Origin of the sequence: Prevotella ihumii (genome assembly GCF_900155655.1) — a bacterium.
GTDB classification, from domain to species: domain Bacteria; phylum Bacteroidota; class Bacteroidia; order Bacteroidales; family Bacteroidaceae; genus Prevotella; species Prevotella ihumii.
In genome coordinates this window covers 1,207,711-1,225,779 of record NZ_LT706987.1, presented here as the reverse complement: position 1 = coordinate 1,225,779, position 18,069 = coordinate 1,207,711, and the positions used below count along the sequence as shown (strand labels likewise).

13 protein-coding genes are annotated in these 18,069 nt (G+C 38.2%); 3 read left to right on the top strand and 10 right to left on the bottom strand.

The genetic code is table 11. The annotated features are described in order from the left end of the window. Positions 1-555 precede the first annotated feature (555 nt). The 3 genes from CZ367_RS05750 (at position 556) to CZ367_RS05740 (ending at position 4,634) form a co-directional block, all read left to right on the top strand. Positions 556-1,869: an MFS transporter gene (locus CZ367_RS05750; RefSeq protein ID WP_077196000.1), complete on the top strand. Its 1,314-nt coding sequence runs from the start codon at positions 556-558 to the stop codon at positions 1,867-1,869. Positions 1,870-2,115: 246 nt separating this feature from the next. Then, positions 2,116-4,131 carry a transketolase family protein gene (locus tag CZ367_RS05745; RefSeq protein WP_077195999.1) on the top strand — a complete coding sequence of 672 codons (2,016 nt, stop codon included), beginning with the start codon at positions 2,116-2,118 and terminating at the stop codon, positions 4,129-4,131. 59 nt (positions 4,132-4,190) lie between these two features. Next, positions 4,191-4,634, top strand: coding sequence for an RpiB/LacA/LacB family sugar-phosphate isomerase (locus tag CZ367_RS05740; RefSeq protein ID WP_077195998.1), 444 nt, complete (start codon positions 4,191-4,193; stop codon positions 4,632-4,634). Positions 4,635-4,850: 216 nt separating this feature from the next. Here CZ367_RS05740 and CZ367_RS05735 read toward each other — a convergent pair whose 3' ends face one another. From CZ367_RS05735 to CZ367_RS05690, 10 genes are all read right to left on the bottom strand, one after another. After that, complete coding sequence (locus tag CZ367_RS05735) at positions 4,851-6,659, bottom strand: DEAD/DEAH box helicase (RefSeq protein WP_077195997.1); 1,809 nt, start codon at positions 6,657-6,659, stop codon at positions 4,851-4,853. Between the two features lie 67 nt (positions 6,660-6,726). After that, positions 6,727-7,950, bottom strand: a complete 1,224-nt coding sequence (locus CZ367_RS05730) for an LptF/LptG family permease (RefSeq protein ID WP_077195996.1) — start codon at positions 7,948-7,950, stop codon at positions 6,727-6,729. 15 nt (positions 7,951-7,965) lie between these two features. Continuing rightward, the gene (gene tgt, locus CZ367_RS05725; protein ID WP_077195995.1) at positions 7,966-9,093 is read right to left on the bottom strand and encodes a tRNA guanosine(34) transglycosylase Tgt; all 1,128 of its coding nucleotides are present in this window, start codon (positions 9,091-9,093) and stop codon (positions 7,966-7,968) included. A 2-nt stretch (positions 9,094-9,095) separates the two neighbouring features. Further along, entirely contained in the window at positions 9,096-11,552 is a 2,457-nt protein-coding gene (gene lon, locus CZ367_RS05720; protein WP_077195994.1) for an endopeptidase La, read from the bottom strand. A gap of 167 nt (positions 11,553-11,719) precedes the next feature. Continuing rightward, positions 11,720-12,826, bottom strand: a complete 1,107-nt coding sequence (locus tag CZ367_RS05715) for an MraY family glycosyltransferase (RefSeq protein ID WP_077195993.1) — start codon at positions 12,824-12,826, stop codon at positions 11,720-11,722. Positions 12,827-12,900: 74 nt separating this feature from the next. Further along, positions 12,901-14,715, bottom strand: a complete 1,815-nt coding sequence (locus CZ367_RS05710; RefSeq protein WP_077195992.1) for an aminotransferase class I/II-fold pyridoxal phosphate-dependent enzyme — start codon at positions 14,713-14,715, stop codon at positions 12,901-12,903. A gap of 25 nt (positions 14,716-14,740) precedes the next feature. Further along, a complete protein-coding gene (locus tag CZ367_RS05705; protein ID WP_077195991.1) occupies positions 14,741-15,538 on the bottom strand; it encodes a LicD family protein in 798 nt (265 codons plus the stop codon). Next, positions 15,525-16,370 (bottom strand): glycosyltransferase family 2 protein, encoded by an 846-nt coding sequence (locus CZ367_RS05700; RefSeq protein ID WP_084793486.1) that lies wholly within the window; start codon positions 16,368-16,370, stop codon positions 15,525-15,527. Before CZ367_RS05700 ends, CZ367_RS05705 begins: the two co-directional genes overlap by 14 nt. Beyond that, positions 16,342-17,211, bottom strand: coding sequence for a glycosyltransferase family 2 protein (locus CZ367_RS05695; protein WP_077195990.1), 870 nt, complete (start codon positions 17,209-17,211; stop codon positions 16,342-16,344). The genes CZ367_RS05700 and CZ367_RS05695 overlap by 29 nt, the downstream gene beginning before the upstream one ends. After that, positions 17,208-18,062, bottom strand: a complete 855-nt coding sequence (locus CZ367_RS05690; protein ID WP_077195989.1) for a glycosyltransferase family protein — start codon at positions 18,060-18,062, stop codon at positions 17,208-17,210. Before CZ367_RS05690 ends, CZ367_RS05695 begins: the two co-directional genes overlap by 4 nt. Positions 18,063-18,069: the final 7 nt, after the last annotated feature.

The window sequence follows — 18,069 nt, the reverse complement described above, 5'->3', positions numbered from 1 at the left end:
TGACCACAATATATATACAGGTAAGGATGATAAGGAAAAGCAAAGTCATCCGTGTTAAGACAACAATTTAGAGAGTTATTAACACTGACGAAGAGGTTCTATGTGATATAGAGCCTCTTCTTCTTTTTTGGGGAATGTGGTTTCACTTTTGTTCTGTTTCTCTTTTTATGATATACTTCTTAAACCCAAATCGCTCGTTAGCCCGCAAAGGCTTTTTAAAGCATTTAGATGTTATGCTTTTCTTCGTCTTTGCACTTTATTTTGGCTCTTTCGTTTGTTTTTTCAGTTGTTTAGCTTGCTAAACGTCTTCAAAAACAACCAAAAATAGCTCAAAATAAGCTCGCAAATCTCGAAGAAGTCTAACGACCGATTTGGGTTAAACTTTTTTTAACTTGCATCTAAATATCATTTTAAGATTTTCGTTTGTTATTTTCATTTATTTTTGCTTACTTTGCTTTATAATTATGTGAGTGTTCAGTGATAATAGCAAAGTTTCTCAACTTTCTAATCAATAATTCACGGAATAAGAAGTTTATTTTATAAAGAAATGTAATAATGAGTAGTACTAAACAAAACGGAAATTTCATTGCAATAATGACGATGATGTTTCTCTATGCAATGATTTCATTTGTGACAAACCTTGCTGCGCCAATCGGTGTGATATGGAAAAATGCGTTTGAGGGCGATAATGCCAATGCTGTAGGTATGTTGGGTAATGCGATGAACTTCTTAGCCTACCTTTTTATGGGTATTCCTGCTGGAAAGATGTTAAGCCGAGTGGGCTATAAGCGCACAGCACTTATTGGTATCGGTGTAGGTTTTGTAGGTGTATTTACGCAGTTTTGTTCTGGTTTTTTTGTTGATGCACGTGTTACGGGCTTCATCATTTATCTCATTGGCGCTTTTGTTTCGGGCTTTTGTGTTTGTATGCTGAATACAGTTGTTAACCCAATGCTTAATCTTATTGGTGGTGGTGGAAATCGTGGCAACCAGTTGAATATGATTGGTGGCACGTTAAACTCATTGGCTGGTACATTGACGCCTTTATTTGTGGGAGCGTTAATCGGACAGGTTACACGAAACACATCTATTCTCGATGTCAATCCTGTACTCTATCTTGCTATGGCAGTGTTTGCTGTGGCGTTCGTTGTCCTTAGCTTTATTCCTATTTCCGACCCCGGAAGCAGCAAAACTGGTGCAAACCTTGTATTCGAGCGTTCTCCTTGGGCTTTCCGTCACTTTGTTTTAGGTGTAGTTGCTATCTTTATATATGTAGGTGTTGAGGTAGGTATTCCAAGTACATTGATTTATTATCTCTCTGATATAACAGATGTTGGCGGTGGATTGCCTGTTGCTACTGCTACTGCTATTGCAGGTTCGGTGGCTGCTACCTATTGGTTCTTAATGCTCGTTGGGCGTTTCGTTGCAGGCTTTGTTGCTGATAAAATTTCGAGCAAAACCTTGATGCTTTGCACTACAACAGTTGCAATGCTGCTTATTACCTCTGCCATTATCTTGGGTAAAGATACTGTGGTTTCAATGCCTGTATTTACAGGTTCAGCGTTCAATATGGTTACAGTTCCTGTGTGTGCATTGCTGCTTGTTTTGTGCGGTTTGTGTACCAGTGTGATGTGGCCTTGTATTTTCAATCTTGCAACCGAAGGATTAGGAAAATATACAGCTGCAGCTTCGGGCATCTTTATGATGATGGTTGTTGGTGGCGGTCTTATACCATTCTTCCAAAGTGTCTTGGCAGATAAGTTTGGTTATCTCACCTCTTATATAGTACCACTTGCAGGTGTAGCCTATATGTGCTTTTATGCTATGATAGGCAGCAAGAATGTGAATAAAGATATTAAGATAGACTAAAATAGTGAGGCAATTCGGCAGGTATGCTGAATTGCCTAATTATTATATTTTTTTATCAAAAACGAAGAGAAATATACAATAATATGATGATATTCGAACATAATATAGGTATTTATCGAATAATTATCTAAAAAAAGCAAGAAAATTCAATGTGACGGCTTAAAAAAGGTAATAATAATTTTGCATTGTCCCATTTATTCATTATATTTGCAATTATAATAAAAATCAATATCTAATATATTTTATATGAACGACAACAAAGCAATGAACCGCGCAGCGGACAATATCAGAATTTTAGCTGCATCTATGGTAGAGAAAGCTAAGTCTGGACACCCTGGTGGCGCAATGGGTGGTGCTGATTTTATCAATGTCCTCTTTTCTGAATATTTAGTATTCGATCCTGCTCAACCTACTTGGGCTGGACGCGACAGGTTCTTCTTAGACCCAGGACATATGTCCCCTATGCTTTACTCTGCACTTGCACTTTGTGGCAAGTTTACTATTGACGAGTTGAAAAGCTTCCGTCAGTGGGGTTCGCCTACACCAGGACACCCTGAACGTGACGTAGAACGTGGCATCGAAAACACATCTGGCCCGTTGGGACAAGGTCATACATTTGCTGCAGGTGCTGCTGTAGCAGAGAAATTCCTCGAAGCTCGTTTAGGTAAGGAGGTAATGCAGCACAAGATTTATGCATATATATCAGATGGTGGTATTCAAGAAGAGATTTCACAAGGTGTTGGTCGTATTGCTGGCAACTTGGGATTGAACAACCTCATTATGTTCTACGACTCTAACGATATTCAGCTTTCAACAGAGTGTGGAGTTGTGATGAGCGAAGATACTGCTGCAAAATATAAAGCTTGGGGGTGGAACGTACTCTCTTGCAATGGTAACGATGTAGATGACATACGTAAGGCTCTTGATGCTGCTCTCGCAGAGAAAGAACGTCCTACACTTATTATTGGTAATACCGTAATGGGTAAGGGTGCGTTGCAAAACGATGGCAGTAGCTACGAACACGATATACGTACACACGGCGCACCACTCGGTGGCGATGCTTATAAGAATACAATAAACAACCTCGGTGGTGATGTAGAAAATCCTTTTGTCATCTTCCCTGAAGTTGAAGAAATGTATGCTAAGCGCATTAAAGAGCTTGAGACAATTGTTGCAAAGCGTCACGCTGAAGAAGAAAAGTGGGCAAAAGAAAACCCTGAGAAAGCTAAACAAATGGAAGAATGGTTTAGCGGAAAAGCTCCAAAGATTGATTGGACAGGCATCACACAGAAAGCTGATGCGGCTACGCGTGCAGCAAGTGCCACTTGTTTGAGCCTTCTTGCAGAGCAAGTACCTAATATGATTTGCTCTTCTGCCGACCTCTCTAACTCGGATAAGACCGATGGTTTCTTGAAGAAAACTAAGAGTATCGTGCGTAACGATTTCAGTGGCGCTTTCTTCCAAGCAGGTGTTAGCGAGCTAACAATGGCTTGTATGTGTATCGGAATGATGCTTCACGGAGGTGTTGTAACAGCAATGGGAACATTCTTTGTCTTCTCAGATTATATGAAACCTGCTGTGCGTCTTGCTGCATTGATGCAAGTTCCTGTGAAGTTTATTTGGAGTCATGACGCTTTCCGTGTAGGCGAAGATGGTCCTACACACGAACCTGTAGAGCAGGAAGCACAAATCCGTTTGATGGAGAAGTTGCAAAACCACGCAAGCAAAGACGCTGTACGTGTATTCCGTCCTGCTGATGTAGAGGAAACAACCATTTGTTGGCAGATGGCTATGGAGAATGTTGATACGCCTACAGCATTGATACTTTCTCGTCAAAATATTAAAAATCTTCCTGAAGGAAACAACTATGCAGATACTCGTAAGGGTGCATACGTTGTTAAAGAGACCGCAAAGGATTATGATGTAATTCTTCTTGCAAGTGGTTCAGAAGTATCAACACTTCTTGCAGGTGCTGAACTTCTTGAAAAAGATGGTGTGAAGATGCGTATTGTAAGCTGCCCATCTGAAGGTCTTTTCCGTCGTCAGTCAGCTGAGTATCAAGAAAGTGTATTGCCTAAGGGTGCTAAGATTTTCGGTATGACAGCTGGTTTGCCTGTAACCCTCGAAGGTCTTGTGGGTGCTAACGGCAAGGTGTTTGGTCTTAATAGCTTCGGCTTCTCTGCACCTTACACAGTTCTTGATGAGAAGCTTGGCTTCACAGCACAGAACGTATATGAACAAGTAAAAGCATTTTTAGCATAAAGTTTAACCAGAGCCAGCGAACCCTATAAAATTCGCTGGTTCATAATACATTAACGCTTATGGACATTAAAACAGTCGGAGTAGCCTGCGATCACGCTGGTTTCCCATTAAAGCAGTTTGTTATTCAGTATCTTGAAGAGCACAAGCTCCCTTATAAAGATTTTGGTTGTAATAGCGATTTGAGTTGTGATTACCCAGACTATGCACATCCATTGGCTGATGCTATCTGTAAAGAGGAAGTTTACCCTGCTATCGCTATTTGCGGAAGCGGTGAAGGTATGATAATGACTCTTAACAAGCATCAAGGCGTGAGAGCGGGTTTGGCATGGAACAGAGATGTTGCAGAACTTATGCGTCAGCACAATGATGCCAACGTTCTTGTTATGCCAGGTAGATTTGTTGACAATAAGACAGCTGAAAAGATAATGGATGCTTTCTTTAAAGCAACATTTGAAGGCGGTCGTCACGAGCGCAGAGTAAAGAAAATAGCCATTGAAGAATAATATTGTCATAGTTGGTAGACAAATATTATTGACGCAATAAAGATAAAAATAATTTATCTTATTCCTAAGTTGGTAATTTGAAAGCCCAATTAAAAACCGCTATCAAAGATATAATTTAATCTTCGATAGCGGTTCTTTATTGCATTGAAGTTTCGTTTATCGCATTGAGAACCTCCCTTTATGTGTTGAAAAACTCCGTTTATTGTATTGAAGCATTTATTTCCCGAACATTTTACCTAACCATTTTAATGGTTTCTTGATAATCTTTTCTAAGCCATTTTCGTTGTTCTTCTTTGTTGGGAGTTCTTCTCTGATGTCATATTTTGTGCTTCTACCTAAATCTTTCGGTACGAATACCTTCTTTTTGTTTTTCTTTTTCTTCTTTTTAGGTTGAGCTGGTTGTTTATTATTACTTTGCTGTTGAGCTTCAGCCTTTATACTATTTGGCTGTTTAGCTGCGTTGTTCTTTTTTGATGGTTCGAGCACTTTCTCGTCACGATTACCTTTTTCTTTCTTTGCAGTTTGAGGATTATCGTGTTTTTTATCGTTATTTTGTGTTCTTTCTTTGCTCTGCTCTTTATTATTACGTTTGTTGTTAGCGTGTTGTTCCTTATTTTTGACAACACTATTCTCTTTCTTCTGATTGTTATTCTCCTTATTCTTAACGTTTTTCTCTTTGTTTTTCGAGTTGTTTTCCTTATTTTTCGGAGCTATGTTTTCTGTATTTTGAGTGTCTTTGCGTCCTCTTTCCGTATTTTCTATACGTTTAGTTTGTCGTCTGTTGCGTACCTTTTTATCTTTATGGCTTTGTTGGTCACGGTCGTTACGACGACGTGCTTTGGCATTCTTACTTCTTCTGTTGCGCTCACTGCTCACGTATTCGGGTACTTCGCCCAATCCTTCGGGTAGCGGAGCTTTCTCTACTTCCTTGTCTAAGAACTTCTCTATCTGCTGGAAGTAGTACATATCATCTTCGTTTACAAAGGTAATGGCTGAACCATCACGATCGGCACGTGCTGTACGACCAATGCGATGAACGTAATCTTCTGCATCGTGAGGCACATCATAATTGATTACCATTGTTATATCGTCAATGTCAATGCCACGAGAGATAATGTCTGTTGCTACAAGAACATCTATCTGACCGCTCTTAAACTTAAACATCATTTCGTCACGACCTGCCTGATCAAGGTCAGAGTGCATCTGTCCGCAATTAATTTGCTTCTGATTGAGCGACATAGCTATCTGTTTTACCTTCTGCTTTGAGCCTGAGAAGATGATAACACGTTGCAAATTTCCTGCTTTGAAAATATCTTTGATAATGCCTAACTTCTGCGTTTCGTGACAAACGTACGCCAATTGCTTTATCTTCTCTGCAGGTTTGCTTACAGCCAACTTGATAACAGCAGGATTATGTAGCAAGGTCTTTGCCAATTGTTCTATCTTTGAAGGCATTGTTGCCGAGAACATAATCTTCTGACACGAAGCAGGAAGTTTCTTAACAATGGTCATTATATCTTCGGCAAATCCCATATCAAGCATACGGTCTGCCTCGTCAAGAATGAAGAAGCTCACCTTTGAGAGGTCAACATTGCCCAATGAGATGTGCGAGATAAATCTACCAGGGGTAGCAATTACCAAGTCTGCCCCTAACGAAAGACTCTTTATTTCTTGGTCGTAACGATTTCCATCATTACCGCCATATACAGCGACACACGAAACATTGTTAAGGTAGTATGAAAAGCCCTGAATGGCTTGGTCTATCTGTTGTGCTAACTCTCTTGTAGGCGACATAATAAGACAATTGATGGCATCTTCGGGATAACCCCCATCAGCCAATTTAGAGAGTACTGGCAAAAGGTAAGCAGCAGTTTTTCCAGTTCCTGTTTGTGCAACGCCTAATACGTCGTTGCCTTTTAATATCTCTGGTATACAATTTTCTTGAACGGGTGTGCATTGTTCAAAGCGCATATCATAGAGCGCATCCAATACATCATCGTTTAAATCTAAACTTTCAAATTCCATATTTATATCTGTTTCTCCCTTTTCTTCCAAAGGGGAAAGTTTGTTTTATTCGTTTTACTTTTATTATTTAATTAGGTGCTTGTCGATAACAGAAGTATGCTATGACCGCAAAAACAATGTTAGGAATCCACGCTGCTAACATTGGTGGGGTATTGGCATTGATTGCAAAGGTGGCAGAAACCGTTTGCAAGAGGATATACCCAAAACTTAAAGCCAGTCCGATACCAAGGTACAGCCCCATACCTCCTTTTCGCTTGCGTGACGAGAGTGATAATCCAATGAGTGTAAGGATAAATGAGGAGAACGACATTGCTATTCGCTTATGGTATTCCACCTCATATTGCACCACGTTGCCCGACCCTCGGCTTGTTTGTTTTGAAATATAATCACGCAACTCTGGCGAGGTGAACGTTTCTTGTTGTCCTTTCGAGTACACAAGGTCGGTTGGCTCCATCATTATCACCGTGTCTAATTCTGTCCCAGAGGTAATATGCTCTTTCAATCCCTTCAGTTTTCTAATCTTCCAATTGCTTAATTTCCAATGGTATTTCGACTCTGAAATGGTGTCATACTGTGCCTCTGTTGCCGTTAGGTGGTCTATCAATTTCTTGTTCTCAAATCTATCCAACGAGAAGCCATAACCTCTTTTGAATTGGTCATCATAATGCTGGATATAAGCCACTGTGTCTTTGCCCACATGCAACTGAACATTCTCTGCCGATGTATTCTTCTTTGAGTTGAGATACAACGACTTAAAGTTCTGTAAATCAACCGTTCCGTGAGGTATTACAAAGCTGTTGAGATAGTAAGTTATGCCAGCAATAAGCACACACGACACCATATAAGGGCGCATTAATCGCTTGAAAGAGACTCCAGCTGCCAACATTGAAATGATTTCGGAATTGCCTGCAAGTTTTGAAGTGAAGAAGATTACGGCAATAAAAACGAAGAGTGGCGAGAAGAGGTTGGAGTAATACGGAACAAAATTGAGATAATAATCGAACACAATAGCGTGCCAAGGAGCGTGATATTGTGTTAGTTTCGATAAATTCTCATTGAAGTCGAATACAATTGCGATAGAAATAATCAGTACAATTGAAAATACGTAAGTTCCAATAAACTTTTTGATAATGTACCAATCGAGTGTTCCGACGGCACGTTTAGGGTGTAAGACGCCAATATTTAGCCTAACCCAAGTAAATATACGAACAAGCACAGCGAGAAACTTCTGCAACTTGAGTCGCTGAAGTTTCTCTTTCACTGCCTGTTTATATATTTGTAGTTTGCCCATTCTTGTGCGCACAGGTTATATTCGTCGTCCTAACTGTTCGATGATAGAAGCCTTCCATTGCGTGAAATCGCCTTTCTCAATATGCTCACGTGCATCTGTAACGAGACGCAAATAGAAAGCTATATTGTGGATACTTGCTATTTGTAATGCCAACAATTCATTTGCCTTAAACAAATGATGAAGATATGCTTTAGAAGTAATCACATCTATTTCGCAACCCTCTGCGTCAACAGGCGAGAAATCTTTCTCCCACTTCTTATTGCGCATATTCATTGTACCCTCATAGGTGAAAAGCATAGCATTGCGACCATTGCGTGTGGGCATAACACAATCGAACATATCCACCCCACGTTCTATACCTTCAAGAATGTTTTGTGGCGTTCCTACCCCCATCAAGTAGCGTGGCTTGTCTTTGGGAAGAATATCGTTCACCACCTCAATCATTTCGTACATCACTTCGGTAGGCTCACCCACTGCAAGCCCACCAATAGCATTTCCGTCAGCCCCTTTGTCTGCTACAAATTTAGCTGCTTCCTGTCTTAAATCCTTGTAAGTGCAACCCTGAACGATAGGGAAAAGACTTTGGTTATAGCCATAAAGTGGTTCGGTCTCGTTGAAGCGTTTGAAACAGCGGTCTAACCAACGTTGGGTCAATCCCAAACTACGTTTTGCATAGGCGTATTCGCTATCACCGGGGGGACATTCGTCGAATGCCATAATAATATCAGCACCGATTATGCGCTCCGTGTCCATTACGTTTTCAGGCGTAAAGATGTGCTTAGAACCATCAATATGACTTCTAAATTCGCAACCTTCTTCCTTGAGTTTGCGAATACCTGTTAGAGAAAACACTTGAAAACCACCAGAGTCTGTCAAGATAGGTCTGTTCCAACCATTAAACTTGTGTAGTCCACCAGCACTTTTCAGTACATCCAATCCTGGGCGGAGATAGAGGTGATACGTATTACCAAGAATGATTTGCGCCTTTACCTGATTGACAAGTTCTGCGAAATGAACCCCTTTTACAGTGCCTGCAGTTCCTACGGGCATAAATATAGGGGTCTTTATCTGACCGTGATCGGTTGTAATAATACCTGTTCGTGCATCACTTGCAGGGTCAGTACATTGAAGTTCAAATGTCATCCTTAATCCTTTTTATTGTTTTCTTCTTCGATAGTAAAATCTATTGCGTTCTCTACTTTCTCATCTGTAAGTGCAAAGTCCCACACCTGTTGAATGTTCTCCACATAGTGGAATTCCAATCCTTTGCGATACTTTTCTGGTATCTCGTCAATGTCTTTGCGGTTTTCTTTGCACATCACGATGTCGGTAATGCCTGCACGTTTTGCAGCCAATATCTTTTCTTTGATACCTCCCACAGGCAGCACCTTTCCACGCAGTGTTATCTCGCCCGTCATTGCTGTGTTCTTACGCACCTTGCGTTGTGTAAGTGCCGATGCAATACTTGTTGCAATGGTGATACCTGCCGACGGACCGTCCTTTGGTGTTGCTCCTTCGGGTACGTGAATGTGTAAATTCCAATTGTCGAAAATTCGATAATCCACCTTCAGTTTGTCAATATGTGCTTTCACATATTCTAATGCAATGATGGCAGACTCTTTCATCACATCACCCAAGTTTCCTGTTAGTGTGAGTTTGCCAGATTTACCCTTTGATAGTGAAGCTTCGATGAACAATATTTCACCGCCTACGCTTGTCCACGCCAAACCTGTAACTACACCAGCATAGTCGTTGCCTTGATAAATGTCACGATAGAAAGGCGGTTTTCCCAAAAGTCCTTCCAATTCTACAGGTGTAATCTTTTCGTAAGGTAGACCCTCGTCTATGGCTTGTTTGAACGCCAACTTGCGCAACGACTTGTTGATTTGCTTTTCTAATTGGCGCACACCGCTTTCGCGTGTATAGTTTTCTATCACGGCTTCCAATGCAGGCTTGGTAAACTTTAACTTTGGGTTAGAAAGGTCAAGACCTGTGTTAGCCAACTCTTTAGGGAAGAGGTGACGCTTTGCTATTTCTATCTTCTCCTCGGTGATATATCCCGACACTTCGATAAGTTCCATACGGTCGAGTAGAGGACGAGGAATAGTATTCAGGTCGTTTGCAGTTGCGATAAACAATACCTTAGATAGGTCGTAATCCAAGTCTAAATAGTTGTCGTGGAACGCATTGTTCTGTTCGGGATCGAGTACTTCAAGTAAGGCCGATGATGGGTCGCCTTGTACAGTGTTCTGTGCCACCTTGTCAATTTCGTCCAAGATAAACACAGGGTTTGACGAACCTGCTTTCTGAATGTTCTTAATGATGCGTCCGGGCATAGCCCCGATGTAGGTGCGGCGATGTCCGCGGATTTCAGACTCGTCGTGCAATCCGCCCAACGACATACGCACATACTTACGTTTCATTGATTCGGCAATACTCTTACCCAAACTTGTTTTGCCCACACCCGGAGGACCATACAGGCAAATAATAGGCGACTTCATACTGCCTTTCAGCTTTAAAACTGCCATATATTCCAAAATGCGCTCCTTCACCTTTTCCATACCATAGTGGTCCCGATCGAGCACCTTTTGGGCGCGCTTCAAATCCAAGTCGTCCTCGGTGTATTCGTTCCAAGGCAGGTTCACCATCGTTTGGAGATAGTTCACCTGTACGCTGTAGTCAGGACTTTGTGGGTTGAGCGTCTTTAGCTTGTCCAACTCTTTTTGGAAAATCTTAGCCGTTTCTTCGCTCCATTTTTTATTGGCTGCTTTTTCGCTCAGCTCCTTCTTTTCGGGTGTTGATTCACCATCACCCAACTCCTCTTGTATATTTTTTATTTGCTGATGGAGGAAGTATTCGCGTTGTTGCTCGTCCAAGTCCTCACGTGTTTTAGAGCGGATATTTTGGCGAAGGTGCTGGAATTGTATCTCTCTGTTCAAGATTTTCATCAATCTGAACAAGCGGTCTTTCAACGATTCTTCTTCCAAGAGGTGCATCTTGTCAGCCACGCTGAAAGGCATATTTCCACAAATATAGTTTACCGAAACAGTGGGGTTGTTGATATTGTCAAGTGCAAACTGCGAGTCGTCTGGTATTTCGTCGCTGCCTTGAATATATTCTTTTGCTGTCAACTTCATATCGTTCACAGCTGTTATAAATTCAGTATCGTTCTTGTCGGCCACCTCATCAGGCAATGCCTGCGTCAACCCCATCATATATGGAGTTTCGCTTGTAATTTTCTCTAATTTGCAACGACCCAGACCCTGCAAAATAGCGGTTCTATTCTCGCCTGTGCCAGGCATATCAAAGGCACGCATCATACGTGCATAAATACCTGTGTGATACAAGTCTTTTTCTTGTGGCTCGTCTACGTTTGCATCTTTTTGGCTCATTACCGCAAAGACCGTCCCTGGATGTTGCTCTAAATGTTTTACCAATGCCAAGGTAGCCTTTCTGCCAACCAAAACGGGCATCAGTATGTCAGGAAACATAACAAGATTGCGAGTTATAAATATAGGTATTTCGCCATCAATTTTTACTTCAATCTCGGGTAAATCGCCCTCGTAATCGGCAAACATTTGTATAGAATTATTTTGTTTCATCAAGTTTTCACTAATTTCTTTTGAAGTGCAAAAATACGAAAATTATATGGAATAGCCCCACATTATATATTTTGAAATTCTTAATAATACCTAATAGTATGGGGAAGTCTTATTTTTTGATGATTTTGTGTGGTTTTTAGCCCTTTGTATGCACTACTCTTTATCGTTTATACAAATGGTTCCTGTTTATTTTTTCTTATGAAATAGTTAAGAATAAAAATGTTGAATATAGAATATATGCAGATGTCTGTTAGAATAGTTAAGGTGGTGTCTAAGATGTTTAGACACAGCATATTAAACCCTATAAAGAACATAGCCAATGCCAATATGGAGATTAAGGCTTGATGTTGGCTTATACCTGTACGCATCAGCTTGTGGTGAATGTGGTTTTTGTCAGGTCTGAAAATGCCTTGCTTATGTATAAGTCTTACAATGATAACACGGCAAACATCAAATATAGGAACGATTAACAATGTTATTGAGAGAAAAATAGATTCTTTGCGATATGCTGCAATATGTGGGTTTACCATACAAAATTTTACTAATAATACCCCAAGTATATATCCGATGGTTAACGATCCAGAGTCGCCCATAAAGATTTTTTGACCTTTTTCTGCATCTCCAAACACATTATAATAAAGGAATGGAATAAGCACACCAATGAGTCCAGCAATTAAAATGCTATAAATCCAAATGCCTTCACTAAAAAAACAATAGAAGAAACCGACGAGAGCAATGAGCGAAAGTCCTGCTGATAAGCCATCAATGCCATCAATAAGATTGATAGCGTTCATGATGAAAACCAAAATAAACACCGTTAGCGGTGCACCAACCCAAAATGAAACTTGCTCAATGCCCAGAAAACCATAAAAATTATTGATATAAAGCCAAGCGATAGGAGGGAGCGATGAAACAAAAATCTGTACTAAAAACTTCTTTTTCGCACTTACTCCAAAAACATCATCTATCAGTCCTATGGCGTAAATGATAAACAATCCCAAAGCAAAATAGATAGTCCAAGGGCTAATTTCTATTTTCTTTCCATCGTTGGTATACGACCAAGCCAATAAAGCTATAATCGTAGCAATCAGCATACTCGGCAAAAATGATATGCCACCCAATCGTGGAATGGGATTTTTATGTACTTTTCGTTGATTAGGTATATCGTATAGTTTTCTATCCTTGCAATATCTTAAGATGCGAGGGATAAAAATTAAGCCGTATGTGGTACTCAAAGTAAAGGCTAAAAGACTAATTAGTATGTGAATTTTCATTTCTTATTTTATTTAAATGTGTCTGTAAAGTTACTAAAAATACGAATTTAAGTATTTTTACATTTATTAAGATTTCACAGCTGTTTAAAAGCTTTAATAAGCTGTTCGTTATCTATTTCGTTTCTAATCGCTATTCGTATAAAATTTTTGTTTTCTAACGATTGCTTGCTATTACAATCTTTGATAAGTATAGAATGCTCTTTTAAAAGTCGTTTCGTTATTTCGGCTGATGTATGAGGCGTTTTAACTTCACAGAGGAAATAGTTGGCTTGCGAAGGAATTACTCGAAGCCAATTTATTTCTCCCAATCGTTTTGCAAAGCGAGTTCGTTCTGCAATGAAGCATTCGCAGGCAGTATCATAGGCACTGCTGTATTTGTTAAAGATTTGCATATAAAATTCAGCAAATGAATTGATATTCCATATACTTACATCTTTCTTTATGTAATCGATGGTTTGAGTATCAGAACTTGCCAAAATGCCTAAGCGCAAACCTGGAACACCATACGATTTTGAAATACTTTTCATAACAAAAAGATGCTTATATGTGCTGAGTGTCGCGTTATCAAGAAGTGAATTGTTGCGGAAGTCATCGGAGAAATCAACAAACGATTCGTCTACAATAAATCTTATGCCTCGTTCTGCTGTCCACAAAGCAAGTTCTAAAACCTCGCTTTTGGGGATAAAATTACCTGATGGGTTATCAGGATTGATGAGCAATAGCGTTTTGATAGGCTTGTTTGCAAAAAAAGCTTTAAGCTCGGCTGCATTGTAAGCAAAATCCTTATTGGTAGGGACATAGCTTATAATGTCTTCTTTTCGATAACGATTAGGATATTCTTCAAAGGTTGGGAATACTACTCCGATTTTTCCTTCTGTATGTTCTAACAAACTTTTAATTAGCTCGGCTGCACCATTGCCGACAACAATGTTTTCTTGGTTTATGCCAAAATATTTGCTAGCCAACAATGAGTTTACGCCCATTCCTGAAGGATATTCTGTGAGAAGAATATCGAAGTTGGCACGCATTTCTTCCAGCATTCGTTTAGGTGGAAAGTAAGGATTTACCAGGTAACAGTAATCTAATAATTGAGGAAAACGCCAATAACCACCATAGCGTTTATTCATTTTTGCAAGTTGTTCGTCATCATTGTTGGCAAAAATTGTTTCTGCAATATCCTTATCTTGAATATCATCAATTTCGTACCATTTCTTTTTACCAATAGGTAATGCCTTTACATCTTGAGAGTTGAGAAATGCTATTACACGCAATACTTGTTCGTAATATTCATTATTTCCTTGTGCCTCACAATAAGCATTTAAGAAAGGAATATACTTTTGTTTTGCAAATTCTTTGCTGAATTTGTAGATATTGACCGTTTTGTAATAAGTTTCTGCGTCTCTGTAGCTGAACGCCTTTTTATTGATGAAATTAATAATATTATATTGGTCATCAATTTGTACAACTGTTCCGTCCATCCATGATTCCCATTTAGAAACCAATGCGAGGTTAGGGTAGGGGCTTTCAATAGCCATTTGCAAGACACTTTCTTCGTATATTAAATCAGATTCAAGAAGAATGGTATCGTCTTCAATCATCTTTTCTTTTGCAAGTGCAAGCGAATAGATGTTGTTTGTTTTATCAAATATCGGATTGTTTATAAATTCTATATCAAAAAACTTTTCATATCGGTTTCCAATATGTTCGATAAGATTATTTGCACCATAGCCAATAACAATGATAACTTTTTGTATGCCATTATTTGCTAATTGTTCCAATGTTCTGTCTATTAAACGTTTACCATTAATAGAAAGCATACATTTTGTATTTTCTTTTGTCATTTCGCCAAGACGGCGACCCATTCCTGCTGCTAAAATTATTGCTTGCATTTTCTTTGAAATCTTTTACCGCTATTTAATACTTACCAAAATCTACTCCGTTGTGATGTTCACAAACTTGTTTTTCTAAAGGAGGGAGTTGCATATAATTGCCAAAAACTTGCTTTAAATAAGCATCATATTCTTTTAAAATAGACAATTTAGTATCTTCAAAATCTACTTTTATAGTGCCATTCGTAAAAATATGTTTTGGAAAAAAGCAATGGTTTACTTTTGTATATTCAGATAGAAGTCCATAATAACCAGTTTCTTCGCCATCATATTTTTCTTTTTCATGTTTGAAAAAATTGCGGATAGGCTTGAATTTTTGTGGAAAAGAAAGGAACATTACTATCTTTTTTAGGAGAGAAGCAGAATTATATCCACGTTGATTAATAAGATAGGCTGTTCTATATTTTGCACAAAAATATTGCCAATATCTTCCTAATTTAGTAGGAGCAGCACCATCGACACGAAAAATATCAACAAATATTCCTAATTCATTTTTTTTCCCACCATAACCTTCGGTCTCAATCATCTTTGTGCCACGTAGTTTTATTTTGCAAAAATCGAGTGGCCAATCCACTGTACCTTCTGCAAAATAATATTTTTCTTTATCAAGTTGCTCTCTACACACTTTGATAAATTTCTTATAATTGGTAGGTGTCATTTGTATATCCAAATCGTCGTCCCATGGAATGAAACCTTTATGACGTATAGCACCGATAGCACTGCCTCCGTTTAAGCTATATTCGATATTGTTTTTGGCACAAAGCGCATCAATATCTTTCATTATATGCAAAATGACCAACTGTAAATGTCTAAGTTCTGTCATATTTTTTTCTTAAAAGGTATTTGTAAGTAAAAACTCGAAGTGAATTGGGAACTAAGCGGACAATTCCTCTTATAATAGCATTTGTGAGAAATTCTGAAAATGAAGTGAACCCCATTTTATAGAAATTCCATTGTGCTTTTATATCGTTTTTTGCATATTTCCAACCGCCTCTTCTTCGATAAACATCGTAAGAAAACCGAAACCATAGCAAACTTTCTTGCAAGTTATAAAATTTACAACCATTCATAATCATGTTTATCCATAAGATATAGTCTTCGGGAAAACCTTGATAGCCGTCTGCTGCAAGAACTTTGCTTTTTTTGTAAACTACAGTGGGGTGGTTTACAGGACAACGTTGGTGGGCATATTTTATAATATCTTCATGATGTTCAGGTAATAGACGTTGAGAGCGAATATTTTTTATGTTACCTTCAAATTCATCTATTAGCGAACTGCAAATATCTAAGTCGGCATCTTTTTCAAAAAGTTCTATTTGTTTTTCAAATCTATTGGGACGACAAATGTCGTCTGTGTCCATACGAGCTACTAATTCGTAGGAGCAATGTTGCAAACCAATATTAAGAGCTGTCCCAAGACCTTTGTTTTCTTTTTGTGGAAAAACTTTAAGTGTATGGTATTTGGATTTAAACTCTTCTATAACATCTGAAAGTGCTTTCGTAATAGGTCCATCTTCTATAAGAACAACCTCATTAGGAGGAAGAGTTTGATTAAATACACTATCTAAGCTAAGGCGCAACCATTCTGGATTTTCCCTGGCATAGACAGACATTAAAACAGAAAATTTAATTTTTTGTTTGACTTGATATTCCATCACGTATTCCTTTTAGAATGTTCTTAATATAAGAACGGCGGTTAGTACTTTTTATTGTATAATAAAAAAATTTAAAAATGTATTTAATTCCATTTCTTATTATCCACCTTTTGGGTGTGTAGTTCCTTTGCGCAAGCCATATAAAATTTCGATATTGATAGTACATTCTAAATGATGGTGTTATGTGGATTTCTCGTCCTCCTATTTTTTTTGTAGATATGCCCAAAGTGTGGTTCATCTTAATGTTATAATCGTAGAAGAAACGTGCGTCCAAAAGATGTTTGGCTCTCCAGCACCATTCGCAATCAACACCATCTATGAATAAAGTTTCGTCCATTAGTCCTACTTTTTCAAATAAATCAACACTAATAAGCGACATAGAGTTCATCGTCTGATAAACTTCCATAAGGTTTAAATTACCAATGGTTATATCTTTTATTTTTGGTGTTGAATAACTTAATGGCTTTTGGGTGTTATGGTCAATACCAATAGGGGCAACTGCTCCAACATTGATATTTTGGCTTTTAAGTTGTAAAGTGGTTGATAATAATCTTTTAACAACATCTTGTCCTATGGTTGTGTCTTGGTCGCATGAAATAATATAATCGAAATGGTGTTCGATGAAATATTTTATTCCTTTATTTTGGGCTCCTGCAATGCCTACATTTTGGCATAATGGAAAATAAATAATCTTCTCATCTATACTTAATAAATGAGAATTATCTTTGTCAGAATTATCAACCATACATATTTTATCAACTTGTTTTTCTAAACAATTGACAATATTGGTAATGTTTTCTTCTGTCGGATTATAAAGTATTACTAATGCTCCTATTTTCATTGTGCAATTTTTTGTCGGTTTAAAATACCATCTTTAAAGCCTAATATCATGTATTTACAATGTTTTATACCATTTTTTACAACAAATGGGAAATAGAGAAAACGTAAGAATTGCTTAACTCCTTGCGCTATTTTCCATTGCAATGGCACATAGTTTCGTCTTACCAACCATTGATAATTTCGGTAAGAATAATATTCTCTAATGGGAGAAGATATGATAACATGGTGATTTCCAATTGAAATTTCATTAGAACCAACTTTATGTTCAATGCAAATATTAGCGGTTATGCCACAAATAAAGCCTAATTTTTGGGCACGCCAGCACCACTCAAAGTCTACAAAATCAATGAAGAGTGCCGAATCGTTTAACCCAACCTTTTTTAATGTATTTATATCAACACAACTTCCTGAAGAAATAACATCACGGCGAGGAATAAAATTATTTATATTTTCAGCATCATTATGGAATGCTGATTTATATTCTTTTCCTGTTTCTTTATTCAATACGGTTGGTCCCAATAAACCTAAATTGGGAATTTCTTTTTTTATTTTGATGTATTCGGCAACAATATCTTTTGCATAGGTTGGGATAAACCTTGAATCTTGGTCGAAAAACACAACATACGATTCGGAATCTTCTAAGATAATCTTTTGTAATGCTATATTTTGTGCCTCCGCAATGCCCAAATTCTTTTTATTACAGATATAACTCATCTTGCCTATTTTGTTAGGAAGTGATGCTTTTTCGGAATTATCTATAATAAATCCTGCTTCGATTTCTGCTATATGTTTGGTATGTTGCAAATCTTCTTCAGTTGGGTTGTAAAGTACGATTATGACAAATATATTCATCTTGTAA